The following is a 25,772-nucleotide window of genomic DNA, read 5'->3' as shown; positions in this document are numbered from 1 at the left end:
AGGCTTAGAAATCTATTCGATAGGTATAGTGAACTTTGGCAATTTTTGCCCCCAAGCTATTGAACATACTGAGCATTTTTGGGTTAAAATCTCCTACCCAAGCTAATTCGGTTGAATCAATATGCCTTAAAGGCGGAGTCTGCAATTGTTCATACATTTTCATAATCATCCCCACCTCTAACCCTAAATTATGATATTCAGGAATCACTCCAAATACAATTCCTCTGATTGTTTTTATTTGAGATTTCAGAAACAAGAAACGAAGTTTAGTTAATAAATTAAACTTGCCGTTAGCTGCTTTAAATATTGGATTGATGTTCAATACATTGATAAAAAATCCTGCAGGTTCACCATTTGCATATACAAACCAATTTAATTTATTGGGCGCAATAGGAGCCATCAATTGCAATTGCTTACGTACTTGCTCCTCCGACATTGGGCGGAAGAATTCATGAGATTGCCATGCCTTATTGTATATATACAAAAAATCTTTAATAAAAGATTCTTTCTTCTTCATATCCAAATGGCGAAACTCATACTTGGGATTACTTAAAACACGAGATGCTAACTTTGAAAAACGCTCAAGGTTAAAGTCTGCTCTGAGTAATTTTGAAGTAGTCTGTTCAAAATCCTTTTTAAAACCAAAATTTTCAAATAATTTTTGATAATAAGGCGGATTATAGTTTTCTCTATAAGAAACATTTTGAAAGCCTTGAACCATCAAACCCCAATAGCTATCTCTATCGCCAAAATTTATCGGAGCTAGAGCAGAACTAAACCTTTTGCTCTTTAACCAATCCATCGCTTGTTGAAACAGCAAATTTGCGGCTGATTGATTGTTAATACAATCAAAGAAACCCATTCCCACAAATGGCTTCTCAGGTTTTTCTGTATGATAAAATGCCGCAATTTTACCAACAGTTCGTCCTGCATCTTGCAACAACCACCTTTTTGCTTCTCCAAAAGCTAAAAATCGATTGCGCGATTTGTCAAAAACTGCATTAATGTCATCATCCAAATGTCGAATGAATGAAGAATCGTTTGCATACAACTGCACAGGGAAATTCAAAAACTCCTTCTGTTCCTTCAAACTAATTACTTCAACAATCTCCATATTCTTTTAAGGTTCTGCAATATTAAAATTTCTTTTTTGTTCAATTAGCTCACAATGCAACAAGAATTGAATTTCCTTAACTTTGCCCAATGCTTTCAAAACATCTCAAACATGTTTTATTGTTTGTCATCGGATTTATTTATTCTATAGGAACTCACGCATCAGACTTTGACCTGAGCACCCCTTCTCAAACAATTTTTACTCATACCCATTATTTAAGAACTGAATCTTTTGACCCCGTCCGTTCTGCAAAAACCATATATGGGAAAAAGGGAAAAACAGCGGAAGATCTGGCAATAAAGCTCAAACATTACTTAGATGTTAAGTTGCTCGTCATAGATACTGCCATCTATCCCAACATAAATGACTATGTTGACAGCGCTACACAAAAACACGTATTTTTCCCTTTTCATGGGAATAAAGATATATACCTTCAACGTATAGGTGGCAAATGGTATTACTCACCTTATACGGTCTCACAAATAGAAATTTTATACAAAGAGGCTGTTCCTTTTGGCAGTGATTTTCTGATTAACCTTTTTGGTTCATGGGGCGAAAACCATTTTCTGGGTCTCAAGGTGTGGCAATGGATGAGCGTATTGATGCTGATTGCAAGTATTATATTAATTTATAGAATACAAAGATGGTTGCTTAACATTCTGATTAAAGACATACTTTATCATAAAAAGGTCGTCTCACAAGAAGTTTTAAAGATTATCAAGTCCTTTGGTAAATACACCAGTGTTTACCTGATAATGCACTATACACGGCTTTTTATCCCTTCTATTTTACTACCTGCAAAAGCAAATATTTTCTTTATCAAAGGAATTGAATTCACTGCCATTATTTTCCTTGTGATTTTATTATTTGCAGCCATTGATATATTAATAGTACGTTATGCCAAGTTCATTTCCGGCAAATCCAATCCATTAGCCAATCAATTTAAACCGATTTTACAGATTCTGCTCAAATCATTTGCAGTTATGATAGGAGTCGGATTATTACTCAAAACCCTCAATGTTAACATAGGTGCATTATTAGCAGGAGTTTCCATAGCCGGTTTGGCAATTGCACTTGCTGCACAAGACACAGTAAAAAATGTCTTAGGTTCCATCATCATCTTTCTTGATCAACCATTTAAGATTGGAGATGATATCAGTGTTGACAATATCGAAGGTACAATTGAAATAGTAGGACTACGCTCCACAAGAGTAAGAGCTTTTGACAATGCACTCATTTATGTACCTAACAACAAACTTACTGATTCTTACATCAAAAATAATGGGTTACGTGTTTACAGAAGGTTTTTCACAAACTTAGGCATCATGTATGGCACACCACATTACTTAATCCACGCTTTTATAGAAGGAATAAAAAAAATGATTCTTTCACACCCTTCAACACGTAAAGACTCTTTCCAAGTGTCATTGTATAACTTAGACGTAAGTTCAATCTCTATCAGAATGAATGTTTTTTTTCAGGTGCCTAATTTTGACGGGGAATTACAAGCAAGACAAGAATTAATCAATGGCATTATAGCCTTAGCTGATATGCTTGGGGTTCAATTTGCATTTCCTACTACAACCATTCAAATAGAAAATCAACCGGGTCAACCTTCATTGAGTCCGACATATAGAGAACAAACTGAAGACATAGAAAAAGAAGTGCAAGCCTTTATCTCAAAATTCGCTGCACAATTTCAAAATAATGTCAAATCTAAATAAACCGAAACCATACCTTTGCAACCCAATATGAACCAAGTTAGAGTTAGATTTGCACCAAGTCCGACAGGTGCTCTACACATAGGTGGAGTGAGAACAGCTCTCTTCAATTTTTTATTTGCAAAAAAACACAACGGGGTCAATATTTTAAGAATTGAAGACACCGACCAAACTCGTTTTGTTCCCGGAGCAGAAAAATATATTGTTGAATCCTTAGAATGGTTGGGAATCAGTTTTGACGAAGGTGTTCATATAGGGGGCGAATATGGTCCATATCGCCAAAGCGACCGAAAACCAATGTACAGAGCTTACGTTGACCAACTTATTGAATCAGGTAATGCATATTATGCATTTGACACCCCTGAGGAATTAGAAGAAATGCGTCAACGTCTGAAAGACAGTGGCATGAGTCCGCAATATGATGCCACAAGCAGAATGAGCATGAAAAACTCACTGACTTTATCAGCTGATGAAGTAAAACAACGTATAGCAGCCGGTGAACCTTATGTTGTGAGAGTAAAATTGCCAAGAAAGGAGGAAGTGAGATTCAATGATTTAATCAGAGGTTGGGTCAGTTTTAATACTGCACAGTTAGACGACAAAGTCCTCATGAAGAATGATGGAATGCCAACCTATCACATGGCTAATATCGTGGATGACCACACAATGAAAATCACGCATGTTATCAGAGGCGAGGAATGGCTTTCATCTGCACCGTTGCATGTGTTATTATATAAATTCCTTGGATGGAAAGAAACCATGCCACAATTTGCTCATCTCCCATTAATTTTAAAGCCTGAAGGAAATGGCAAACTGAGTAAAAGAGATGGAGACAGACTGGGATTTCCTGTATTTCCTCTTGAATGGAAAGACCCTATTACCGAAGAAGTTTCATCAGGATATAGAGAAAACGGATATGAGCCTCAAGCAGTAATCAATTTCCTTGCTTTATTAGGATGGCATCCTTCCGATAACCAAGAAATATTTTCAATCGATGAACTTATTCATGCGTTTAGTCTTGAACGAATCAGTAAGAACGGAGCTAAGTTTGATATTGACAAAGCAAAATGGTTTAACCATCAATATTTAATGCAGCGCTCAAATGAAAATATAGCTGAAGCATTGTTACCGATATTGCAGTCAAAGGGGATTCAAACCAACTTAGAATATTTAACAAAAGTAGTAAGTCTGACAAAAGAAAAAGTAACATTCTGGAAAGACATTGCCAATATTTCTGAATATTTCTTTAAGGCTCCAACTCAATTTGATTCCAAAGTAATAGAAAAAAAATGGAAAAGCCCTATTCCGGAAAATTTAAAATTATTTACTGAGACAATTCAGAACACTTCAGAATTTAAGGCACAACAGATAGAATCAAACTTTCACTCATTTGCAGAAAGAAACGATCTTAATCCCGGTTCAATGCTTCAACCATTACGAGTAGCTGTGAGCGGACAAGCCGGAGGACCTCCCCTATTTGAGATGCTGGAATTACTTGGAAAAGACACTGTAATTAACAGGCTCAATTGGGCAATCGCAAACATTCATCCTGCTACCCAATCATAAGATTAAACAATCATGAGTAAACAAATAAGAGTATTAATCGCGAAAATAGGTTTAGACGGCCATGACCGAGGTGCAAAAGTGATTGCAACTGCCTTGCGCGATGCCGGCATGGAGGTAATCTACACAGGGCTGAGACACACTCCCGAAATGGTTGTACAGGCTGCCCTACAAGAAGATGTGGACGTGATTGGAGTCAGCATTCTTTCAGGCGCGCACAACACAGTATTTCCTCGACTCATTGAATTGATGAAAGAAAATGAAATGGAAGATGTTTTACTGATTGGAGGTGGTATCATTCCTGATGATGATGCAAAAGAACTGAACAAACAAGGTGTAGCCCGTCTATTTCCGCCCGGAACTTCAATGGATGAAATTATTGATTTTATCCGTTCCAAAGTCATGAGCTAGTTTCTAAGCAGTGTGTTTTGCGGATTATACAATCTGAATTAAACTCATAATATGAAAAAGATTCAGATAGTGGAATCTCATTTCAATTTAATCAAATAATTTTCGTCTTATTACATAACAACAGGTTTTAAGGCATGATACCTTCCAAAACAACAACCGCTGTAAGAGAAAAGGTTCTCTAACATCGGTTGTTGGTGTTTTATGTAATTGCCTTGTATTTTTTATTCTACCACCAACTTAAAAATTTTGTTGTTGATTTTTACAACATAGATACCAGCTTGCAGGCTTGGTATGTTAATGTTGTTTTCGCCAATTACTATGGTGCCTTGTTGTATAGTTCTGCCTTGCATATCGTTTAAGAAATATGTACCGCTTTGCGTTGCTTGTATGGTAAACCGGTTATTTGTTACAGGATTTGGATAAAGTTTAAATGCTAATTCTGCCATATCGCCTATGCCGGTATTTATCTGTGTACAGATATACTCGTTACGCACATGGTCGGCATAATAGGAACTTGCATCTACCCAACTAGAATAACCATCTTCTGCAATTCTATCACCATTCGTATTGTATTCATAGGTGTTTTTTGAATTATTTACCCAATTGCTGCTACCGCTGTTCCACGTTTGGCGAAGTTCTTGAGTTTGGTTATTGTTCGCATCGTAGGTATAATCATATTTGCTGCTATTCACCCATGCGCTGCTGCCGCTGTTCCATTTTTGATATACATATTGTGTTCGGTTATTGTTCGCATCATAACTGTATATCTGCCTTCCGGCTTTTTCCTTTACACTAGTTCCGGTTATGAAAGTGTATGTATTTAAAGTATCCACTCTGCATGTTGCAAAAACTGCTTGCGCCACTAATAGGGCTAATAGTAAATTTATTAGTTTCATAATCAATGTTTTTATTGTTTTTCTTATTGCAAATGAAATACGAATTACCCAACTTCAAAATATTTTATATTTTACCATTGTTGCATATAATTCAAAAACTGCTTCACGAAACCTGACAACACACAGGTAATTTCAGTTAAAGACTTTTATTCAGGCTATTTGAGACCACCATTGACAAAATCTAATTTTCACAATTCAATTAGTATTTATATACTCATGAGAATAAACAATTTATGCTTTTAGTACATCTGTACTATTTTTTATATTTACACATTCTATACATTCGCAGCCAAATTTAACACGCTATGAAAAATAAATTTTTACTATCTATTTTTTTAATGGGAGCTTGGCAAATATCGTTTGCACAATTAACCGAACCAAGTAAAAGCAATCTTGTACACCCAAACGACTCGAGGTTGTCAATCAATGAAAAATATAACAATCCCGGTTTGCTATATTATACATTTAGAATAAATCCGGGGGTTGGTTTTGATGCTTCAAGATATTTATTTGGTATTTATTATGCGATGGATGTAGCATTTGCTCCAAAACACTTTTACTTTCAGGGAGTTTTTCAGAGTGATTTAATAAAACCTGCATTATCACAAGCTAAATACATATCTACCGGAAGCAACTTAACTCCTTATACATTATATAGAAACATAGAGCTCACTGCTGTTTATAATTACCAGGATGAGGTTAAGGACATGACTGTTTATCCTACCGTTGGATACAAATTTTTATCCAGCGAAGTAACAAGTGTTACCTCTTCTTCTATCACAACCACTACTACCGGATATTTTTTTCACACTAAATACACAAAAAAAATACGTGAAAGCAAAGGAGTAGGTGTCAGTCTCATTCAATTTAATTCGATCGCTTTCTATGGTGCTGACACTACAAAATTCGGATGGAGAGATAACAAATACATTACTTTTAAAAACAATGAGCCTATGCCCGCCAGTTTTTATGTACCTTTCTCACAAACAACCATTGGAATAGGTTTTCATACAAACACTTATGCTCATTACAAAGTTGCTTTTCAATATAATTATCAAGGAACCGAACTGCTGAAGAAAAGAAAATATAAAGACAATTCTTACTCTAATTTAAGGTATGAGTTATTAATATCTCCTCTAATCTCCACATACGGCAAAATCTATTATACAGATAGTATCACAAATAGTACTGCCACAATAGACATAGCAAGTATTCGCAAAAGGATGTTTGGGTTTAGAATTGTAGCCAATGTCGGAAAAAAACCGGGATTTTATTCTACTGCTGAACTTGGAATGCGTACAGGAATCATACCGATTCCCGCATCTAAGTATGTAACCCAAAACAATGATAATGATGGCAATGCAATTGGCAGAGGGCTGGTTAAAATCATGGCTCCTGTCATTGTACAACCTTGGTATTTGAAATGGACAGGTGGATTTGCGTTTTAGAATTGACTGTTTAAATAATATCGCTGCCTCTTAATTTTGTGCAATTAAATTTCCTTTTACTAACTTGCAATATTGAATCAAAAGCTGGTTAGACAATAGACTCACGAACTAGAAAGTCATAGAATTTCTCCATGGCATTTTTTCTGTGACTAATCTTGTTTTTTACTTCACTACCTAATTCTGCAAAGGTTTTATCCATACCCTTGGGTATAAAGAGAGGATCATATCCAAAACCGGTATTACCGGCTGGTTTGGCTGCAATGCTGCCATAGACTTTACCTTCAAAAAAGTGTGCTTGCCCGTTTTTACCTATATAACATATTACTGCTGTATAATGTGCGACACGATTTACTTGATGCTCCATTTTCTCTAATAACACAATATTATTGCTTGCGTCAGTTGCAGATGCACCTGCAAATCTGGCTGAGAAAATACCGGGAGCACCATTCAGAGCATCAACACAAAGTCCGCTATCTTCCGCAAAACAAGCCTGTCCTGTTTTCTCAAAAATAAAACGTGCCTTTATCAAGGCGTTTTCTTCAAATGAAGTTCCATTTTCAGGTGGGGTGCTTTGCAGTAATTCTAAGGGAGCAGGTACAATCTCACGTCCAAGCAACTGAATTGCTTCCTTAATTTTTTTGGCATTACCCGTGGCAAAAATCAAACTCATTTAATTCCAAAAAGAAATTTTAAATATTCCTCTGTTTTACTTTTTAAATTGGCATCATTCAACGTTTGATCGACATTATCTAATCTAAGAATTTTAATGCCATTCCAAACCATTCCTTTCATTGGCAAAATATTTAATCCAATCTTTTGTGGATTAGCGCCCCAGAATGAAATATATTTGGGTGCAAGTTGCTCTACAATAGTATTCAATTGCACACCAGGATAAGAATGTAGATTCAAAATACTCATCCCTTCCAAATTCATAGTATGCCCTGCCTTTACAACAACTTTATGAATATCAACTAATTGTTCTTTCAAAGCTTCCATATCGGCATTATCTATGGGCAAATCAACAATATTGAGATATTTATATTTATTGCCACCTTCGGTTTTTATAACATCGTAATACACAATATCTTGTACTAAAAATATTTCATTCCCCATGAATGAAGTAATTAATTCTACTAAGTTTTTATCTATATTTTGTGGGTTCAATTTGCTAGGTTTTTAAAATGGGCTTACTTTCGCGCCATAATGAGTTTTCAAATTAGCATCAACAAAACCAAACAATCAAGAATAAATGAGTTTAATCCTGAAAAAATCGAGTTTGGAAAATTATTTACCGACCACATGGTTGTCTGTGATTACAAAGACGGGAAATGGGGTAACCCTGAGATAGTTCCTTTTGGTGATATTCCTATCCCCCCCGGTTTGTCTGCTTTACATTACGGGCAATCAATTTTTGAAGGTCTAAAAGTATTCAAAAGTCAAAACAATGACGCAGTAGTCTTCCGTGCAGAACAAAATGCTGCCCGATTTAACAAATCGGCTCACCGCATGGCAATGCCCGAATTTCCTGAAGACCTTTTTGTTCAATGTGTACATGCATTAGTGGACATAGACAGGGCTTGGATTTCCTCAGCTGATGGGGCTTCTTTATATATCCGACCTTTTATGTTTGCCACAGATTGGACGCTGGGCATTAAAGTTTCTGAGACATACAAGTTTATGATGTATGGCTGTCCTGCCGGCTTATATTATTCACATCCTGTAAAGGTGTATATTGACAGATATCATGTTCGTTCAGTACGCGGAGGTGTGGGTGCTGCCAAATGTGCCGGCAATTATGCTGCTTCACTGTATCCGGCAAAAGTTGCTAAAGAAAGAGGTTTTGACCAAAACCTATGGATTGACGCGGTTGAATTGAAATACCTTGAAGAGACCGGAACCTCAAATGTTTTTTTAAGAAAAGGAAATACAATTTACACTCCTGCGCTTTCAGACAGCATATTGGCTGGTATAACGCGCGATTCTGTTATTCATCTTTTAAAAGATATGGGATATGAAGTAATTGAAGGTAGTATTTCAATTGACGACCTCATACAATGGCACACAGAAGGCAGTTTAGATGAAATGTTTGTTACCGGAACAGCAGTTTCTGTTGCAAATATACAATTGGTTGGAATTGACGATAAGATTTACAAATTAGACTTAACAAAAGAGTTGGTAGCAGAAAAAGTGAAAACAGAACTCAACAATATTCGCACCCTAAAAAGCCCTGACAAATATGGCTGGACAAAAATCGTTCAACCCAATCAGTCAGCGCAATTTTAAAAATTTGCTCAAGACAAAATAATATATTTGCACCATTCTAAAAATCACATTTTTACATAACAAAACACATGAATATTCACGAATATCAAGCAAAACAAATTCTAAAAGGATATGGAGTTGCAATTCAAGAAGGAGTAGTTGCCGACACACCGGAACAGGCTGTTGAAGCAGGCAAACAAGTTCAACAAGAAACCGGCAGCGGTTGGTTAGTTGTCAAAGCACAAATACATGCCGGGGGAAGAGGTAAAGGTCAAATTATTGGCTCAGAGCAGCGCGGTGTAGCACTTGCAAAATCACTTGATGATGTTAAAACCATTGCGCATAACCTATTAGGAAATGTGTTGGTTACCAAACAAACAGGAGCAGCGGGAAAGAAGGTAAACAAAGTATTAGTTGCTCAAGACGTTTTCTATCCGGGTCCGAGTGAACCAAAAGAGTTTTACATGAGTGTTTTACTTGACCGACAAACCGGCAAAAATGTGATTGTTTACACCACTGAAGGCGGTATGGACATTGAAGAAGTAGCGGAAAATTCACCTGAGAAAATTCAAAAAGAATTCATAGATCCTACAGTTGGACTGCAACCCTTTCAAGCAAGAAAAATTGCATACAATCTTAACTTACAAGATAAAGCAGCGAAAGAGATGGTAAAATTTGTTACTGCTTTATATAAAGCGTACGATGCTACAGACTCTTCTATGTTTGAAATCAATCCTGTACTTAAAACATCAGACGACAGAATCATTGCCGTTGATGCCAAAGTGAATCTTGATGAAAATGCACTATACCGACATCCTGACTTAGAAGCATTAAGAGACGAATCAGAAGAAGACCCGACAGAGGTTGAAGCAAAAAAATTCAATTTGAATTATGTTAAATTAGATGGCAATGTTGGCTGTATGGTAAACGGTGCGGGGCTTGCAATGGCAACAATGGACATCATTAAATTATCAGGTGGAGAACCTGCAAATTTCCTTGATGTTGGAGGAACTGCAAATGCCGAAACTGTAGAAGCCGGTTTTAAAATCATTTTAAAAGACCCACATGTTAAAGCTATTTTAATTAACATTTTTGGCGGTATTGTAAGATGCGACAGAGTTGCTAATGGTGTTGTAGAAGCTTACAAAAACTTAGGCAATGTTAATGTACCTATTATTGTGAGGCTTCAAGGTACTAATGCAGAAGAAGCAAAACAAATAATTGACAACTCAGGTTTGAAAGTATATTCAGCTATCAAGCTAAAAGATGCGGCAGACTTAGTTAAGGAACTAATCAAATAATTATATTTTATGAGCATATTAAAAGAATTCAAAGCGTTTGCCATGCGCGGCAATGTAATCGACTTAGCAGTTGCGGTTGTTATTGGTGGTGCATTTGGGAAAATTGTTAATTCCTTGATTGATGATGTCATTACTCCTTTATTGTTAAAACCTGCATTAGAAGCGGCTCAACTGGAGAATTTGGCAGATTTAACAATTTTTGGCACTGTTAAATATGGTAATTTTCTTTCATCAGTAATCAGTTTCATCATTATTGCATTTGCACTTTTTATGATTATTAAAGGAATGAATGCAATGCAAAAGAAAGAAGCTGCTGCACCTACTCCTCCCCCCGCTCCATCTAAAGAGGAAGTACTATTGACAGAAATAAGAGACATTCTAAAAAACAAATAATCAAATACTTTTATAAAATAATGAACTTAAAGAAAATTTCAAAAGTCGCCACAATGGCGACTTTTTTCCTTTTTGTATCACATACGGTGATGGCACAAGATGCAGACGTGAAAAAATTTGTGGATACAAAAAAAGATTTTAAAACCGAGGATAAAGGCTGGATTAAAGGTGGCTTTATCAATACAAACCTTACCAATGTGGGCTTAGTCAATTGGGCAGCGGGAGGTCAAAACTCTGTTGCAGTATCTATCATCGGAAGCTCCTTTGCAATTTATAAAAACAAAAGTATGACATGGGAAAATTATTTGGACGCATCTTGGGGAACTATCCGAAACGGAGCGGCAAAATATCCTAATGGAACGAAAAATAGGTTTTATAAAAATGAAGATAAGCTCTCTTTTTTATCAAAATATGGCAGAAAAATCACTCCTAAGTTAAATTATACTGCCTTATTAGAGTTCAAATCTCAATTTTTCCAAGGATATGCTCCTTTTGACCCCGCAACCGGAACAAGCGGACAACACATTTCTAACTTCTTAGCCCCTGCTTTTGGCATGCTATCCTTAGGTTTTGATTACAAACCAAAGAGCAATCTGTCTTTCTACCTTTCTCCCCTTACAGGTAAATTTACTATAGTCAATGAGCAAAGACTTGCTGATATAGGTTCATTTGGTGTTGCAAAAGCAAAGACTGATGAAAACGGAGTTCCTATTGCTGGTACTGGACAAAAATTCAGATCTGAGTTGGGTTGGTATTTTAGTATGATGTATAACAAAGATATTATGCAAAATATTAACCTTAAAACACGTTTGGATTTATTTACAAATTACAAAACACTAAATAAAACAGACGTAAACTGGGAAACAACCATAAACATGAAGGTGAACAAATACATTACTGCTTCGATTTTCACACATCTGATTTATGACGATGATATTGATGTTACTCCTGAGACAACTATGAAAAATCCCAGAATTCAATTTAAACATGTTTTGGGCGTTGGATTCTCCTATATGTTTGGAGATAGATTATAATGGATTTCTTTGAAACATACGAATGGAATCCTGACAACAGAATTTTAAATGAAGTCATAAAAAGACTGCAAAACGGAGAGATTGGAATTATTCCAACAGACTCTATTTACGCTTTGGTTTGTCATCTAAACAATAAGAAAGGCATTGAAAGAATTTGTAAAATAGTTGGCAAGAAACCTGAAAAAGCCAATCTCTCCGTTATCTTTCATAATCTTAAAAACATTTCAGAATATACCCAGCCTTTCTCCACCTCAGTTTACAAGATACTGAAAAGAAATTTCCCCGGTCCATTTACATTCATTTTAAAAGCTAACTCCAATATACCAAAACTTTTTCTGTCTAATCGCAAAACAATTGGAATTCGAATTCCGGACAATAAAGTAGCGTTATCCTTATGTGAAATGTTAGATTTTCCATTAGTTTCTACCTCCGTTCACTCAGAAGATGAAATCTTGGAATACCAAACAGACCCGGAAGAAATCTTGCAAACTTTCCACGACAAAATTGATTTTATGATTAGTACAGGCAGTGGTGGCAACCTTCCTTCAACTGTTGTTGACCTAACTGAAGACGAACCCATTTTAATTAGAGAAGGTAAAGGAGTGTTAATCTGACAAAGCTCTATTGCTTACAAACATTAGAAAGATAATTATTAATACTCTTGTTTTAACTTTGCAGCCATGATTTTACATAATAGAGTCAACAAAGAAGAATTAAAGAAAAAGTTAGAGACAAGTAATGAACCTAGAACAACTATCTCTTTATATAAATACTGGCAAATCAAGAATCCAAACCTTTTTCGTGACCATTTATATGTAAACATGGAAAAACTAGGTGTATTGGGTAGAATTTATATAGCCACAGAAGGGATTAACGCACAGTTCTCTGTTCCGACACACAATGTTGATTCATTAAGAGAATTCTTAAATAGCATCTCCTTTTTAGAAGGTATTAGGCTTAACATTGCTATTGAAGATAGTGGAAAATCATTTTATAAACTCACTATAAAAGTCAAATCCAGAATCCTTGCTGATGGGATTGAAGATCCAAGTTTTGATCCTGCCAAAAGTGGTCGTCATTTGTCAGCCTTGGAATTCAATGAAATTACAACTGAAAAAGAGACCGTATTGGTGGACATGCGCAACCATTTCGAAAGTGAAATTGGTCATTTTGAAAATGCTATCTTACCTGATGTTGATACCTTTAAAGAACAATTGCCTAAAGTGTTGGAAATGTTAGAAGACAAAAAAGAAAACCCCGTTGTTCTCTATTGTACAGGAGGTATTCGTTGCGAGAAAGCAAGTGCATACTTAAAACATCATGGCTTTAATGAAGTATATCAACTAAATGGAGGTATCATAGAATATGCCAGACAAGTGAAATCAATGAATTTGCAAAACAAATTTATTGGAAAGAACTTTGTATTTGATGAGCGAATGGCAGAGAGTATTAGCTCTGATGTAATAGCCCATTGTCATCAATGTGGCAAACCCTGTGATACACATATAAACTGTGCAAACACCGGATGTAATCTCTTATTGATCCAATGCCCTGAATGTGCAGAAAAATATAACCATTGTTGTTCTGACACTTGTAAAGAAGTGATTTCATGGAGTGCAGGAGAACAAAAACAATGGCGTAAAGAGCATGCTGCCCACAAGAAACTTTATAGCAAAGGTAGAGTCCCTGTTTTTGTTGAACATCACTAAGCCGAATTTCTATCAATATACAGCATTATTCCTCATAGTTTTGTAGCCGTCACCTTCATTTATTCATACGAATAAACTAATTTTGCAACGCCTTTAAAGTTAAGGAAACAACACAGCTATTATTATCACTATATGTTTAATGGAATATTATCCGGACTAAAGAAAGTTTTCGGAAGCAAATCTGAAAGAGATATAAAAGAACTTGAGCCCTATGTGGCAAGTATAAATCAATATTTCGAAGAATTTCAACAACTCAATAACGACCAACTCCGCGCAAAAAGTACAGAACTCAAAGAATATATCAAACAGGGACTAGCTTCCATAGATGAAGAAATCAACAATACCAAATCTGCGATAGAGGCTCTTCCTTTTGATAGTCTTGAAGAGAAAGACAAACTCTATACGCATATTGATGATTTAGAAAAGCAACGAGATATCAAATTAGAAGAAATTCTTTTAGAAATACTTCCACAAGCATTTGCAATTGTAAAAGACACTGCGCGAAGATTCACAGAAAACAATGTAATCGAAGTAATCGCAAATGATTCTGACCGCGAAATAGCAACTCAACGCGATTATGTATCAATAAATGGCAACAAAGCATATTACAAAAACGAATGGGAAGTAGCCGGTTCCATGATAAAGTGGAATATGATTCATTATGACGTACAGTTGATTGGCGGAATTGTACTGCACCAAGGGAAAATTGCAGAAATGGCTACAGGGGAAGGAAAAACATTAGTGTCAACCCTACCCTCTTTCCTCAATGCCTTAGGCGGTCGTGGTGTACATGTTATTACTGTGAATGATTACTTGGCAAAAAGAGACTGTGAATGGAATCGCCCAATTTTTCAGTTTCATGGCTTGACAGTAGATTGCATTGATTATCACAGACCAAACTCCGAAGAAAGAAAAAAGGCATATTCATGTGATATAGTTTATGGTACAAACAACGAATTCGGCTTTGACTACTTAAGAGACAACATGGCGCATACACTGGATGAGTTAGTACAAGGCAAATTGCACTTTGCAATGGTGGATGAGGTGGATTCAGTATTGGTGGACGATGCAAGAACTCCTTTAATCATTTCAGGTCCTGTTCCAAAGGGCAATCAACAAGAGTTTGATGCACTAAAGCCACGCATAGCAGCACTATATGAACTACAACGCAAAAGCCTTACAAACACTCTTGTAGAAGCAAAGCGATTAATCTCCGAAGGTAAAACAGGTGAAAAAGATGGAGGGTTAGCATTATTGAGATGCCATCGTGGTTTACCAAAGAACAAAGCATTAATCAAGTATTTGAGTGAGCCGGGGATAAGAACATTGCTGACCAAAACAGAAAACTATTATTTACAAGACCAAGAAAAACACATGCACATCGTTGATGATGGGCTTTTGTTCGTAATTGACGAAAAAAATAATACAATAGAACTAACAGATAAAGGCATAGAAACCATGACAAAATCAGGCGAAGAGCCGGATTTCTTTATTATGCCTGACTTGGGTTCTGACCTCGCAGATATAGAAAAATCAGGTTTGACTGATGCTGATAAAGCTAAACGCAAAGACGAAATACTCAGAAATTTCTCTGTTAAATCAGAACGATTACATGCAGTACATCAACTTCTCAAAGCATATACGCTTTTTGAAAAAGATGTAGAATACATTGTGCAAGATGGCAAAGTAAAAATTGTTGATGAGCAAACAGGACGTGTTTTAGACGGCAGAAGATATTCTGATGGATTGCATCAAGCGATTGAAGCAAAAGAGAATGTTAGAATAGAGGCTGCAACTCAAACTTATGCTACTATCACCCTCCAGAATTATTTTAGAATGTATCATAAACTGTCGGGTATGACAGGAACTGCAGAAACTGAGGCAGCTGAATTTTGGGAAATTTACAAGTTGGATGTTGTTGTAATTCCAACCAACAAACCAATTATTCGTCACGACTTACAAGACTTACTCTATAAAACAACACGCGAGAAATTTAACGCAGTAATAGAACATATTGTAGATTTAACTCAGAAAGGTCGTCCAGTTTTGGTTGGCACAACGTCTGTAGAGATTTCCGAGTTACTTTCAAGAATGTTAACAATGCGAAAAATCCGACACAATGTTCTTAATGCTAAGCAACACCAAAGAGAAGCCGAGATAGTTGCAGAAGCGGGCAAACCCGGTGCAGTTACCATAGCAACTAATATGGCCGGTCGTGGTACGGATATTAAAATTACAGAAGAAGTGAGAAAAGCCGGAGGATTAGCCATCTTAGGAACAGAGAGACACGAATCCAGAAGGGTGGATAGACAGTTAAGAGGTCGTTCCGGTCGTCAGGGTGACCCTGGTTCATCTCAGTTTTTTGTTTCTTTAGAAGACAATCTGATGCGTTTGTTTGGTTCTGAAAGAGCTTCCAGAGTGATGGACAGACTTGGATATAAGGAAGGTGAAGTGCTACAACATAGCATGTTAAGCAAAAATATTGAAAGAGCTCAAAAGAAAGTAGAACAAAACAATTTTGGAATACGAAAGCGACTTCTTGAATACGATGACGTTATGAACAAACAAAGAACTGTCATTTATGCAAGACGCAAAAATGCACTTTTTGGAACTAAGATTGAATTAGATATCCAAAACATGCTTTATGACTGGCTCGCAGCCAAAGTTGATGAATATAAGGAGAATGAAGAATATGAAAGATTAAAATTTGAGTTATACAAATCTCTAGCGATAGATATTTCTCTTACTCAAGATGACTTTAATACACTTAAGCCCGAAGAAATTACCACTGAAATTTTTCATTCCGCTATAAAATCTTATCAAGATAAAAATACAACCATTGCATCAATGGCAATGCCGGTGCTTGATAGAATTGCACATAATGAGGGTAATACAATTTCAAATGTAATGGTGCCCTTTAGTGATGGAATTAAACGCATGGGTGTTGTAATTAACTTACAAGACACATTAAAGAGCAACGGACGAGAGTTGATTAAAAGCTTTGAAAAATCCATTACGCTTGCTACTATTGATGATGAATGGAAAGATCACCTTAGAGAATTAGATGATTTAAAACAATCTTCAAACAATGCTGTATTTGAACAAAAAGACCCACTTCTTATTTATAAGCTTGAATCCTTCAACTTATTCCAATCTTTTATGTCGCGTTTAAATAACAATGTGATATCATATTTATTTAAAGCCAGAATTGATGGAGGTGATGACAACCAAGTGAAAGAAGCACATCAGGTAAAACAACAAAGCAGCCCTGTTCTTAAAACCTCCAGAGAGGACTCAACTTCAGAAGTTGCTCAAAGCAACCAACCTCAACGAGGAAATACTGCTCCAATTAAAACAGAAAAACTAGTTGGAAGAAATGATCCATGCCCCTGTGGAAGTGGGAAGAAGTTTAAAAACTGTCATGGTGCTTAATAAACATTTTGCATGGTATTATATTTGACACCTATCAAATAAGCAAGAATGAAAACAACAAAATCACTTCAAGCATTACTAAGTCTAATTATTATTACATTGGGAATTTCTTCGTGGACAATAAAATCAATTGACGGAGAAATCATTAAACCCGGTGCACTCATTGCTGCACAAGAAAGTCAAAAATCAGAGCGAATGAAACCTAATGCAAAATCCAGAGAGGGATATACTGTATTACTCTTCTTCTCAGATGATAAAACTGCTGCTGATAAGACGAAAATTACATTTGATCAACAATTCCAAAACAAATATCCATGTATTGTTGAATGGAATGAACCAAAGTTCAAAGTGTTTGCAGGTGCATTTTTGACCCGAGCAGAAGCAGTTTCGCTTTTATATAAAGCTCGTGAAATTTTTCCCAAAGCAATGATAATTAAAACTAAAATTTAGCATCAGCAGAAGCGTGAATAAGTTTCACAAAATTCTTTTGCATTAAAAAGCTTTTGCATACCTTTGCACCCCCGAATTAATTAGAATAACATGAGTAACATAATTAAGGATTTACAAATCCATGACTTGAGAACAGATCTTCCTGATTTTAAAGCTGGAGATAGAGTGGCTGTACACTATATTATCAAAGAAGGAACCAAAGAAAGACCTCAAATTTTCCAAGGAGATGTCATTCAAAGAAACGGTGAAGGCGCAACAGAAACATTTACCGTTAGAAAAATTTCTAATGGTGTTGGAGTAGAAAGAATTTTCCCGGTTCAAAGCCCTAAAGTTGCTAAAGTTGAAATATTAAAAAAGGGTAAGGTGAGAAGAGCAAAAATATTCTACCTTAGAGGACTAACAGGCAAAAAAGCCAGAATTAAAGAGAAAATTTCATAATTATTCTCTTATCACAATAGAAATTAAAAGATCGGTCAACTTATATTTGACCGATTTTTTTTATGCAAGGTATCGTAGTCAAATCCACCGGTTCATGGTATTTGGTCAGAAATGGGGAATCTGCCGAAATTATTACATGTAGAATTAGGGGCAAATTCAGACTATCAGATGTGCGCTCTACCAACCCCGTTGCTGTTGGCGACCATGTTCAATACCGTATAGAAACAGACACAAACGGCACAATGATTGGAGTGATTACTGCAATAAAAAAAAGAGACAATTACATTATTCGCAAATCCAACAAACTCTCAAGTCATTTTCAAATTATTGCGTCAAATATGGATTTAGTCCTTCCTGTATTTACACTTGTACAACCCTATACTTCACTTGGATTCCTGGACCGTATTTTAATTACAGCAGAAGCCTACCATATTCCGGTATTAATTCTCTTCAATAAAATTGACCTATTAAGTGAGACAGAACATGCATTACTCGAAGAAATAAAACATATTTATCAGAATATCGGTTATGATACGCTTGAAATAAGTGCTAAAGACAATGTAGGAATGACAAATCTGAATATGTTTATCTCTAATAAAACCAGTTTAATTTGTGGACATTCAGGTACAGGAAAATCAACTATTATTAACAATCTAAATCCTGAACTTAATCTCAAAACCGGAAATATATCTGACAAGTTTCTCAAAGGTAAACATACTACAACTTTTGCTGAAATGTATTTTATTGACGATAACACCCATATAATTGATACGCCCGGAATCAGGGATTTTGGGGTAATTGATATTGACAAAAGTGAGTTAAAGGGTTATTTTCCTGAGTTTAAACATTTAGCTGAAAAATGTCGTTTTAATAATTGCCTACATATCAACGAGCCTGATTGTGCAGTCATTGAGCAGGTTAAGCAAAATAACATTTCTCTTGAAAGATACAACAGCTACTTAAGCATCATGAATGATGAAAATATATTTGAATAATGTCCAAAAAAAAAGCGACTCAATGAGTCGCTTTCTTAAGTTAAACAGATGCTATTATTTAGCAGGAGTTTCTGCTGGAGTCTCTGTTGCAGGAGTCTCTGTAGCTGGAGTTTCTGCTGGTGCAGTTTCTGCTGGTGCAGCTTCTGTTGCAGGGGTTTCAGCTGGAGTTTCTGCTGGTGCAGTTTCTTCTGTAGCTTCTGGTTCAGTAGTTGTTTCAGCTGAGTTACAAGCAGTAAAAGCAGCGATTGAAACAAATGCAAATACTAAAAATAATTTTTTCATTTTTTTGTTTTATTTAGGCTCGCAAAGTTATATGCCATTTTTGAATTTGCAAAAATATTTTTTCTAAATCTACACACATAACCCACAGAGTCTCTTTTTCTGAACGACACATGTCAAGTAACCGAAATACTCGTTTACAAAAGTCAGATAACATTATTCATTAAAATATGTTTGCAAGAAGTTCGCTAACTCTTGCCCTCTCAAGTTTTTTGCGAGTATCCGCCCGTCCTTATCTATAAGAAAAGTAGCAGGGATGGAATGTACTTTGTAAAGTTTGGCTGGTGCACTATTCCAATACGCAAGATCGCTCACATGAATCCACGGCAAACCATCTGTAGCAATGGTCTTTACCCAATCATTTTTTGTTCTATCTAAACTTATGGCATAAATTTCAAATCCCTTAGATGCATATTTCTCATACATCATTTTGTTATTAGGATTCTCCATTCGACAAGGACCGCACCAAGATGCCCAAAAATCAATCATAACAACCTTGCCTCTCAATGAATACAACTCAATCGAATCACCATCGGGATTAGGAAGTTTAATATTGGGAGCTATCTCGCCTATCATGGTTGCTTTGACAGATTCATATCTTTGATTGAGCTCCAACAAATATTTTGATTGTGGTGCTCCGATTTTAAAGGTTTTAAAAATTAAATCATATTCAGGCTTCCCCTGGGATTCAAGGAATGCATTAAATACAAAATATGACGCTATCGGATTAGAAGAATCTGCCATCATATTATACTGCAATACTTTAGACTGATCGCTAAGTCGATAATACTCTGATTCTAAACTTTGTGCGTTCCCAACCTCAACTTTCCCTGCCCTAAACATATCTTCGATTGATTTCATTGAATATTCATATTTAGAGTATGTTTCAAGGAAGTTTCTTATTTTAATTGAGTTATCACTGCCTTTTCCTGAAACTTCAAATTGAATGCCTTGTGAGGATAGCTCTATATCAAAATGGAGAACTGAACCACCTGATAATACAAAAGGTATGACAGTATTTTGGCTCAATACAATATAAACCATCAAATCTTCATGCACTTCCCCTTTAAATGTAAAAACAGAATCTTTTAAGTCAATTTTAACAGTATCAAAAGGCGTTATCTTATTGTTATACAATTCAGCTAACATCACTTCTTCTTTTTGTATTACGCCATGAACTCTTCCTGTTACTACGAAAGATTTATTATTCTTATCAGGGTTTTTGTTTTTATTCTTTTTTCCTTGTGCTTGTGCTCCAATGGTAACACTCAGTAAAGCTACTAACAAAAAAATCTTGATTCTAAATTTGGGTGATAATATCATAATGGTATCAAATGGTAAAAATTTCGAGGTCAAAAATATCAATACAAAAGCATAAGAAGTCAAACATAAGCCGTACTATTCATTTAATTCGTTATTTGTACGCTTGTCTAAAAATTCTATTAAAGCGAATACTATGCAAGGATTCTTTAAATTCTATTGCACCTGTTTGGTTAGTTCTTATTGGATCAAACTTGCGTTTATACTTCATACTAAACCAGATAAATAAAGGTTTACCTACAATATGATCTTCAGGTACAAAGCCCCAAGAGCGCGAATCTGCTGAATTATGGCGATTATCACCCATCATCCAATAATAATTCATCTTAAATTTATATTCGGAAATAGGGTTACCGTCTATATATACTTTGTCTTGAACCAGAGTTAAACCGGGATTATTTTCATAATCTCTTATTGCCTTACCATACAACCAATAGTTGTATGTATTCATCTCAATCACATCCCCTTTTTTAGGAATATAAATAGGACCATAATTGTCAATACTCCAGTCAAATAGTATGGGATTGTGTGGATACACATCCCTGCCATGACCTGACTCTTTATCATAAGAGATACGATGAATAGATTTCAAATCAATAAACTTTTTAACTTTTTCAAACTTGGCATGATCTAATGGCATTTCATAAACAAGCGGATCAGAAGAAAAACCGCTACCTCCTTGCAAAAAGGCGGCAATGTCTGCATGTTTTATATAATCGTATAAATCTAATTCGTCATACAATACTTCGTCAGTCAACTCATATTTCTTAAAAGAAACCAGATACTGAAACTGTAGCTTGGTAGTGTCATCTGTTAATCTCCCATTGGTATATACAAATCCGTTTTTAACTTGCAAACTATCACCTGGAATTCCTACACACCGCTTGATATAATGTGTCTTTTTGTCAACCGGTCTATCCGGTTCATTTGGGTAATTAAACACTATAATGGTACTTCTTTGGATTTTTTCAAGAGAAGGAAAACGCAAGTATGGTAATTTTAAAATCTCACTATATGCTTTAATTCCTGCAATATCTTGATGTGCAAAGGGAATGGCAATGGGTGTCATTGGAAAACGCACCCCGTAATGCACTTTGCTAACAAATAAAAAGTCCCCCACTAAAAGAGTCTTTTCCATAGAGGGAGTTGGAATTTTAAATGCTTCAATAAAGAACGTTCTTATAATGTATGCAACAACCACTGCAAACAAAATTGCGTCAGCCCATTCTCTTTTTAAATTCTTCTTAAAAATCCCGTATTTCTTGTTAAAATCTTCATTATGCGATTCTCCTAAGTATCTAATTTCCTTTTTCAAGCCAATGTATAGAAAATAAAATGATTGAAACAAAAGCCCTAAAACACTTTCAATAAATCTAAATCTGCCAAAAGACTTTAATAAATCTATTGTCATGGTGTACCATACAATTACTCCTACCATTGGTATTTGAATCAAAATTCCGTACCACCATGCTCTTCCTACAACCTTTGCCAATACAAACCAATTCCAAAAAGGTATGAGTGCCTGCCATGAATGTGAAACACCTGCCTTGCGAAAAAGCAAGAACATACCAATTTTATTAATAATGAGAATCGGGATTAACCAACCTAATAAAATATTCAATCCAACTGAATCCATAAAGTTGTTTCTAATAAATGAGGTGCAAATATACTTGAATCAATAAGAACATACTTATTACTTTCAACCCAAAAAGACCAAAAATAAAAGATAAAGTATGCGTGTCATTTAGTATAGAAAAAAAGGATACTTTTGCAGGTCTTAAAAAACACCGCTTCATTTCTACAATAAATATGAAATTATCTCAATTCAGATTTGATTTACCGGATAGCAGAATAGCCAAGTACCCAGCAGAAAATCGCGATGACAGCAAGCTGATGGTACTAGACAGAAAAACCCAAACTATTGAACATAAAACGTTCAAAGATATTTTAGACTATGTCAACGAAGGAGACAGCCTGATTTTAAATGACACCAAAGTTTTTCCTGCTCATTTGCACGGAAATAAAGAAAAAACAGGCGCTTCAATAGAAATATTTCTCCTAAGAGAACTCAATCCTGAATTTAAATATTGGGATGTTTTAGTTGAACCGGCAAGAAAAATCAGAGTAGGTAACAAATTATATTTTGGTGATGATGATTTAGTTGCCGAAGTGATAGACAATACAACCTCTCGAGGTAGAACCATTCGCTTTATTTTTGATGGGAACAACGATGAATTTATTTCAGTAGTAAAGAGAATAGGACTCACTCCTATCCCACGCTATCTTAACCGTGCTGCGGAAGAAATAGACAAAGAAAGATACCAAACAATTTTTGCTGAAAAAGAAGGCTCAATTGCACCGCCTACTGCGGGACTGCATTTTAGCAGAGAATTATTAATCCGCATGGATATTAAAGGTGCCAACATTGGAAAAATTACATTACATTTGGGTATGGGTGCAGCAAGAGAAGTTGAAGTTGAAGACTTAACCAAACATAAAATGGATTCAGAGAACTATTTGATAAGTCCCGAAATCGCAAAATTGGTTAACAACACAATGGCAAACGGCAAACGTGTAATTGCTGTGGGTTCAAGCGTTCTAAGGGCATTAGAAAGCTCTGTTTCATCAAGCAAGACCTTAAACCCTTCTGAGGGCTGGACAGGCAAATTTATTTTCCCGCCTTATGACTTTTCAAATGCAAACGCATTGATAACCAACTTCCACGCGCCTCGCTCTACCAACTTAATGCTCATTGCTGCATTTGGAGGTTATGACTTTGTTATGAAAGCATATAAAGAAGCCCTAAACAAAGACTACAATTTCCTTTGCTACGGTGATGCTATGCTTATTTTATAGCACCATTTCAAATCTGAACTGATTTAATATTTTTTCTTTCGAAACCACAATCGGAAGTCAATGAGATTGCTTTCAATTTCATCGATAAACTATCCACATTTTGTGGATATAAAATCTGCTATAACCTTTGGTAAACCAAGCTTTCAATCTAATTTTACAGTTTCAAAAAAAGAAGTTTAAAACGATAAAAAATGAGTAACGAATCAAGCAATAACTATGGTGCGCAAAGCATTCAGGTTTTAGAAGGTTTAGAAGCGGTTAGAAAAAGACCTGCCATGTATATTGGAGATGTTGGTCCGAAAGGGCTACATCATTTGGTATATGAAGTAGTAGATAATTCAATTGACGAAGCCTTAGCAGGTTATTGCGACAATGTTGAGGTCAGAATTTTAGAAGGCAACTCTATCTCAGTAAAAGATAACGGAAGAGGAATTCCAGTTGAGATTCATAAAAAAGAAAACCGTTCTGCACTAGAGGTTGTAATGACTGTGCTGCATGCCGGTGGTAAATTTGACAAGGATTCATACAAAGTTTCAGGCGGGCTTCATGGAGTGGGTGTATCATGCGTTAATGCGCTGTCTTCACACATGACTGTTGAAGTGCATAAGGACGGTAAGAAATACAAACAAGAATATAATATTGGTAAACCACTTTATGACGTAAAAGAATTTGGCACTTCTGATTACCGAGGTACAATAGTTACATTCACACCGGATACTAGTATTTTTTATTCTCCTGAATATAAATACGAAACACTAGCCAACAGATTGCGCGAACTTGCATATCTTAACAAAGGAATCAAATTAACATTAATTGATGAGAGAGAAAAAGATGAAAAAGGCGAATTCGTTTCAGAAACATTTTTCTCTGAAGGCGGTTTAAAAGAATTTGTTGAATATTTAGATAACACAAGAGAGAGGATTATAACATCGCCAATATACGGTGAAACTGAAAAAGCCGGGGTCCCTATCGAAATTGCTTTTCAATACAACACAGGATATAGTGAAAACCTTCATTCTTATGTTAACAATATCAATACAATTGAAGGTGGAACACACATTGCCGGTTTTCGCAGAGCATTAACCAGAACATTGAAAGGATATGCTGAAAAAGAAGGGCTTCTCAAAAACCTTAAATTCGAAATAAGCGGTGATGACTTTAGAGAAGGTCTAACTGGTGTAATATCTGTAAAAGTGCAAGAACCTCAATTTGAGGGTCAAACCAAGACAAAGTTAGGTAACAATGAAGTCATGGGTGCTGTTGACCAAGCTGTTGGAGAATTTTTAGAAAATTACTTAGAAGAAAACCCTAGAGATGCAAAAACCATTGTAAACAAAGTAATCCTTGCAGCAACTGCCAGACATGCTGCCAGGAAAGCTCGCGAGATGGTTCAACGCAAAGGTGCAATGAGCGGAATGGGACTTCCTGGCAAATTGGCTGACTGTTCCTGGACTGAACCTGATAAGTGCGAAATATATTTGGTGGAGGGGGACTCAGCAGGTGGTACTGCAAAGCAAGGAAGAGATAGAAACTTTCAAGCAATCTTACCGTTAAGGGGTAAAATCCTCAATGTTGAAAAAGCACTTGAACATAAAATTTACGAGAACGAAGAGATCAAAAATATTTTTACTGCATTAGGTGTAAAAATTGGTACAACTGATGACGATAAAGAATTAGATATCTCAAACTTGCGTTATCATAAAATCATTATAATGACAGATGCAGATGTTGATGGCTCACATATTAGAACACTCATTTTAACCTTGTTCTTTAGATATTTTAAGAAGTTAATTGAGAACAGATACATTTACATTGCTACTCCTCCACTCTACCAAGTAAAAAAAGGAAATAATATTGCTTATGCATGGGTAGATGCGCAACGCGATGCACTTATTAGAGAGTTTGCAGGGAATGCGAGTTTGGACACAGTAAGCGTACAAAGATACAAAGGTCTTGGAGAGATGAATTCTGAGCAATTATGGGAAACTACAATGGACCCTGCTCGCAGAACCCTCAAAGTAGTTTCATTAGAAAGTGCTGCAGAAGCAGATCACACCTTCTCAATGTTAATGGGCGATGAAGTACCGCCACGCAGAGAGTTTATTGAAAAAAATGCCCGTTATGCAAAAATTGATGCTTAATTTATAACT

At 35.8% G+C, this 25,772-nt stretch carries 23 protein-coding genes; 17 read left to right on the top strand and 6 right to left on the bottom strand.

Going from position 1 to position 25,772, the window contains the following annotated elements:
• Positions 1-4: 4 nt before the first annotated feature.
• The gene (locus tag M0R38_03530) at positions 5-1,114 is read right to left on the bottom strand and encodes a hypothetical protein (protein ID MCK9480818.1); all 1,110 of its coding nucleotides are present in this window, start codon (positions 1,112-1,114) and stop codon (positions 5-7) included.
• An 89-nt stretch (positions 1,115-1,203) separates the two neighbouring features.
• Here M0R38_03530 and M0R38_03525 point away from each other — a divergent pair, with 89 nt between their 5' ends.
• From M0R38_03525 to M0R38_03515, 3 genes are read left to right on the top strand one after another with little or no spacing between them, the layout of a single operon-like run.
• Positions 1,204-2,838, top strand: a complete 1,635-nt coding sequence (locus M0R38_03525; GenBank protein MCK9480817.1) for a mechanosensitive ion channel family protein — start codon at positions 1,204-1,206, stop codon at positions 2,836-2,838.
• Between the two features lie 27 nt (positions 2,839-2,865).
• Entirely contained in the window at positions 2,866-4,401 is a 1,536-nt protein-coding gene (gltX, locus tag M0R38_03520; GenBank protein MCK9480816.1) for a glutamate--tRNA ligase, read from the top strand.
• Positions 4,402-4,413: 12 nt separating this feature from the next.
• Entirely contained in the window at positions 4,414-4,809 is a 396-nt protein-coding gene (locus M0R38_03515) for a cobalamin B12-binding domain-containing protein (protein MCK9480815.1), read from the top strand.
• Between the two features lie 221 nt (positions 4,810-5,030).
• Here the strand turns inward: M0R38_03515 and M0R38_03510 are convergent, their stop codons facing one another.
• Entirely contained in the window at positions 5,031-5,705 is a 675-nt protein-coding gene (locus tag M0R38_03510; protein ID MCK9480814.1) for a T9SS type A sorting domain-containing protein, read from the bottom strand.
• Positions 5,706-6,010: 305 nt separating this feature from the next.
• On the opposite strand from M0R38_03510, the gene M0R38_03505 reads away from it, so the two are divergent.
• Positions 6,011-7,153: a hypothetical protein gene (locus M0R38_03505; GenBank protein ID MCK9480813.1), complete on the top strand. Its 1,143-nt coding sequence runs from the start codon at positions 6,011-6,013 to the stop codon at positions 7,151-7,153.
• A gap of 88 nt (positions 7,154-7,241) precedes the next feature.
• Here the strand turns inward: M0R38_03505 and rdgB are convergent, their stop codons facing one another.
• Together rdgB and M0R38_03495 are read right to left on the bottom strand one after the other, a co-directional pair.
• Entirely contained in the window at positions 7,242-7,823 is a 582-nt protein-coding gene (gene rdgB, locus M0R38_03500; GenBank protein ID MCK9480812.1) for an RdgB/HAM1 family non-canonical purine NTP pyrophosphatase, read from the bottom strand.
• Entirely contained in the window at positions 7,820-8,317 is a 498-nt protein-coding gene (locus M0R38_03495; GenBank protein MCK9480811.1) for a hypothetical protein, read from the bottom strand. Before M0R38_03495 ends, rdgB begins: the two co-directional genes overlap by 4 nt.
• 39 nt (positions 8,318-8,356) lie before the next feature.
• Between M0R38_03495 and M0R38_03490 the strand changes: the two genes are divergently transcribed.
• The 11 genes from M0R38_03490 to M0R38_03440 all read left to right on the top strand — a co-directional run bounded on the left by M0R38_03490 (position 8,357) and on the right by M0R38_03440 (position 19,516).
• Positions 8,357-9,436, top strand: a complete 1,080-nt coding sequence (locus tag M0R38_03490; protein MCK9480810.1) for a branched-chain amino acid aminotransferase — start codon at positions 8,357-8,359, stop codon at positions 9,434-9,436.
• A gap of 68 nt (positions 9,437-9,504) precedes the next feature.
• Positions 9,505-10,716: an ADP-forming succinate--CoA ligase subunit beta gene (gene sucC / locus M0R38_03485; GenBank protein ID MCK9480809.1), complete on the top strand. Its 1,212-nt coding sequence runs from the start codon at positions 9,505-9,507 to the stop codon at positions 10,714-10,716.
• A gap of 9 nt (positions 10,717-10,725) precedes the next feature.
• Positions 10,726-11,109 (top strand): large-conductance mechanosensitive channel protein MscL, encoded by a 384-nt coding sequence (gene mscL / locus M0R38_03480; protein MCK9480808.1) that lies wholly within the window; start codon positions 10,726-10,728, stop codon positions 11,107-11,109.
• A 20-nt stretch (positions 11,110-11,129) separates the two neighbouring features.
• On the top strand, positions 11,130-12,143 hold the full coding sequence (locus tag M0R38_03475) for a DUF3078 domain-containing protein (GenBank protein ID MCK9480807.1): 1,014 nt from the start codon (positions 11,130-11,132) through the stop codon (positions 12,141-12,143).
• Positions 12,143-12,757, top strand: coding sequence for an L-threonylcarbamoyladenylate synthase (locus M0R38_03470; GenBank protein MCK9480806.1), 615 nt, complete (start codon positions 12,143-12,145; stop codon positions 12,755-12,757). Before M0R38_03475 ends, M0R38_03470 begins: the two co-directional genes overlap by 1 nt.
• 66 nt (positions 12,758-12,823) lie before the next feature.
• The gene (locus M0R38_03465) at positions 12,824-13,852 is read left to right on the top strand and encodes a rhodanese-related sulfurtransferase (protein MCK9480805.1); all 1,029 of its coding nucleotides are present in this window, start codon (positions 12,824-12,826) and stop codon (positions 13,850-13,852) included.
• A gap of 132 nt (positions 13,853-13,984) precedes the next feature.
• A complete protein-coding gene (gene secA, locus M0R38_03460) occupies positions 13,985-17,284 on the top strand; it encodes a preprotein translocase subunit SecA (GenBank protein ID MCK9480804.1) in 3,300 nt (1,099 codons plus the stop codon).
• Between the two features lie 48 nt (positions 17,285-17,332).
• Positions 17,333-17,734, top strand: coding sequence for a hypothetical protein (locus tag M0R38_03455; protein ID MCK9480803.1), 402 nt, complete (start codon positions 17,333-17,335; stop codon positions 17,732-17,734).
• 90 nt (positions 17,735-17,824) lie between these two features.
• Complete coding sequence (gene rplS, locus M0R38_03450; protein ID MCK9480802.1) at positions 17,825-18,172, top strand: 50S ribosomal protein L19; 348 nt, start codon at positions 17,825-17,827, stop codon at positions 18,170-18,172.
• Between the two features lie 62 nt (positions 18,173-18,234).
• Entirely contained in the window at positions 18,235-19,167 is a 933-nt protein-coding gene (rsgA, locus tag M0R38_03445; protein MCK9480801.1) for a ribosome small subunit-dependent GTPase A, read from the top strand.
• Positions 19,145-19,516 (top strand): hypothetical protein, encoded by a 372-nt coding sequence (locus M0R38_03440; protein ID MCK9480800.1) that lies wholly within the window; start codon positions 19,145-19,147, stop codon positions 19,514-19,516. The genes rsgA and M0R38_03440 overlap by 23 nt, the downstream gene beginning before the upstream one ends.
• Before the next feature lie 86 nt (positions 19,517-19,602).
• On the opposite strand, the gene M0R38_03435 is transcribed toward M0R38_03440, so the two are convergent.
• Positions 19,603-20,769: an AhpC/TSA family protein gene (locus M0R38_03435; protein MCK9480799.1), complete on the bottom strand. Its 1,167-nt coding sequence runs from the start codon at positions 20,767-20,769 to the stop codon at positions 19,603-19,605.
• A 91-nt stretch (positions 20,770-20,860) separates the two neighbouring features.
• Positions 20,861-22,402, bottom strand: a complete 1,542-nt coding sequence (gene lepB / locus M0R38_03430; GenBank protein ID MCK9480798.1) for a signal peptidase I — start codon at positions 22,400-22,402, stop codon at positions 20,861-20,863.
• 173 nt (positions 22,403-22,575) lie between these two features.
• Between lepB and queA the strand changes: the two genes are divergently transcribed.
• Both queA and gyrB read left to right on the top strand, forming a co-directional pair.
• Positions 22,576-23,622: a tRNA preQ1(34) S-adenosylmethionine ribosyltransferase-isomerase QueA gene (queA, locus tag M0R38_03425; protein ID MCK9480797.1), complete on the top strand. Its 1,047-nt coding sequence runs from the start codon at positions 22,576-22,578 to the stop codon at positions 23,620-23,622.
• Between the two features lie 191 nt (positions 23,623-23,813).
• On the top strand, positions 23,814-25,763 hold the full coding sequence (gene gyrB, locus M0R38_03420; GenBank protein ID MCK9480796.1) for a DNA topoisomerase (ATP-hydrolyzing) subunit B: 1,950 nt from the start codon (positions 23,814-23,816) through the stop codon (positions 25,761-25,763).
• Positions 25,764-25,772 lie beyond the last annotated feature (9 nt).

This window comes from Bacteroidia bacterium (assembly GCA_023228875.1).
Taxonomy (GTDB): Bacteria; Bacteroidota; Bacteroidia; order NS11-12g; family UBA955; genus JALOAG01.
Note: the sequence above shows the minus strand (reverse complement) of the source record. Positions and strands in the feature narration are given on the sequence as shown.

Excerpts from the sequence above, each read along its gene's own strand:
- gltX (MCK9480816.1), top strand. The coding sequence starts at position 2,866 with ATGAACCAAGTTAGAGTTAGATTTGCACCAAGTCCGACAGGTGCTCTA.
- M0R38_03465 (MCK9480805.1), top strand. The coding sequence starts at position 12,824 with ATGATTTTACATAATAGAGTCAACAAAGAAGAATTAAAGAAAAAGTTA.
- rplS (MCK9480802.1), top strand. The coding sequence starts at position 17,825 with ATGAGTAACATAATTAAGGATTTACAAATCCATGACTTGAGAACAGAT.
- rsgA (MCK9480801.1), top strand. The coding sequence starts at position 18,235 with ATGCAAGGTATCGTAGTCAAATCCACCGGTTCATGGTATTTGGTCAGA.
- M0R38_03505 (MCK9480813.1), top strand. The coding sequence starts at position 6,011 with ATGAAAAATAAATTTTTACTATCTATTTTTTTAATGGGAGCTTGGCAA.
- M0R38_03530 (MCK9480818.1), bottom strand. The coding sequence starts at position 1,114 with ATGGAGATTGTTGAAGTAATTAGTTTGAAGGAACAGAAGGAGTTTTTG.
- M0R38_03475 (MCK9480807.1), top strand. The coding sequence starts at position 11,130 with ATGAACTTAAAGAAAATTTCAAAAGTCGCCACAATGGCGACTTTTTTC.
- M0R38_03455 (MCK9480803.1), top strand. The coding sequence starts at position 17,333 with ATGAAAACAACAAAATCACTTCAAGCATTACTAAGTCTAATTATTATT.
- M0R38_03490 (MCK9480810.1), top strand. The coding sequence starts at position 8,357 with ATGAGTTTTCAAATTAGCATCAACAAAACCAAACAATCAAGAATAAAT.
- M0R38_03525 (MCK9480817.1), top strand. The coding sequence starts at position 1,204 with ATGCTTTCAAAACATCTCAAACATGTTTTATTGTTTGTCATCGGATTT.
- queA (MCK9480797.1), top strand. The coding sequence starts at position 22,576 with ATGAAATTATCTCAATTCAGATTTGATTTACCGGATAGCAGAATAGCC.
- M0R38_03510 (MCK9480814.1), bottom strand. The coding sequence starts at position 5,705 with ATGAAACTAATAAATTTACTATTAGCCCTATTAGTGGCGCAAGCAGTT.
- M0R38_03470 (MCK9480806.1), top strand. The coding sequence starts at position 12,143 with ATGGATTTCTTTGAAACATACGAATGGAATCCTGACAACAGAATTTTA.
- sucC (MCK9480809.1), top strand. The coding sequence starts at position 9,505 with ATGAATATTCACGAATATCAAGCAAAACAAATTCTAAAAGGATATGGA.
- gyrB (MCK9480796.1), top strand. The coding sequence starts at position 23,814 with ATGAGTAACGAATCAAGCAATAACTATGGTGCGCAAAGCATTCAGGTT.
- M0R38_03515 (MCK9480815.1), top strand. The coding sequence starts at position 4,414 with ATGAGTAAACAAATAAGAGTATTAATCGCGAAAATAGGTTTAGACGGC.
- rdgB (MCK9480812.1), bottom strand. The coding sequence starts at position 7,823 with ATGAGTTTGATTTTTGCCACGGGTAATGCCAAAAAAATTAAGGAAGCA.
- M0R38_03440 (MCK9480800.1), top strand. The coding sequence starts at position 19,145 with ATGATGAAAATATATTTGAATAATGTCCAAAAAAAAAGCGACTCAATG.
- secA (MCK9480804.1), top strand. The coding sequence starts at position 13,985 with ATGTTTAATGGAATATTATCCGGACTAAAGAAAGTTTTCGGAAGCAAA.
- M0R38_03435 (MCK9480799.1), bottom strand. The coding sequence starts at position 20,769 with ATGATATTATCACCCAAATTTAGAATCAAGATTTTTTTGTTAGTAGCT.
- lepB (MCK9480798.1), bottom strand. The coding sequence starts at position 22,402 with ATGGATTCAGTTGGATTGAATATTTTATTAGGTTGGTTAATCCCGATT.
- mscL (MCK9480808.1), top strand. The coding sequence starts at position 10,726 with ATGAGCATATTAAAAGAATTCAAAGCGTTTGCCATGCGCGGCAATGTA.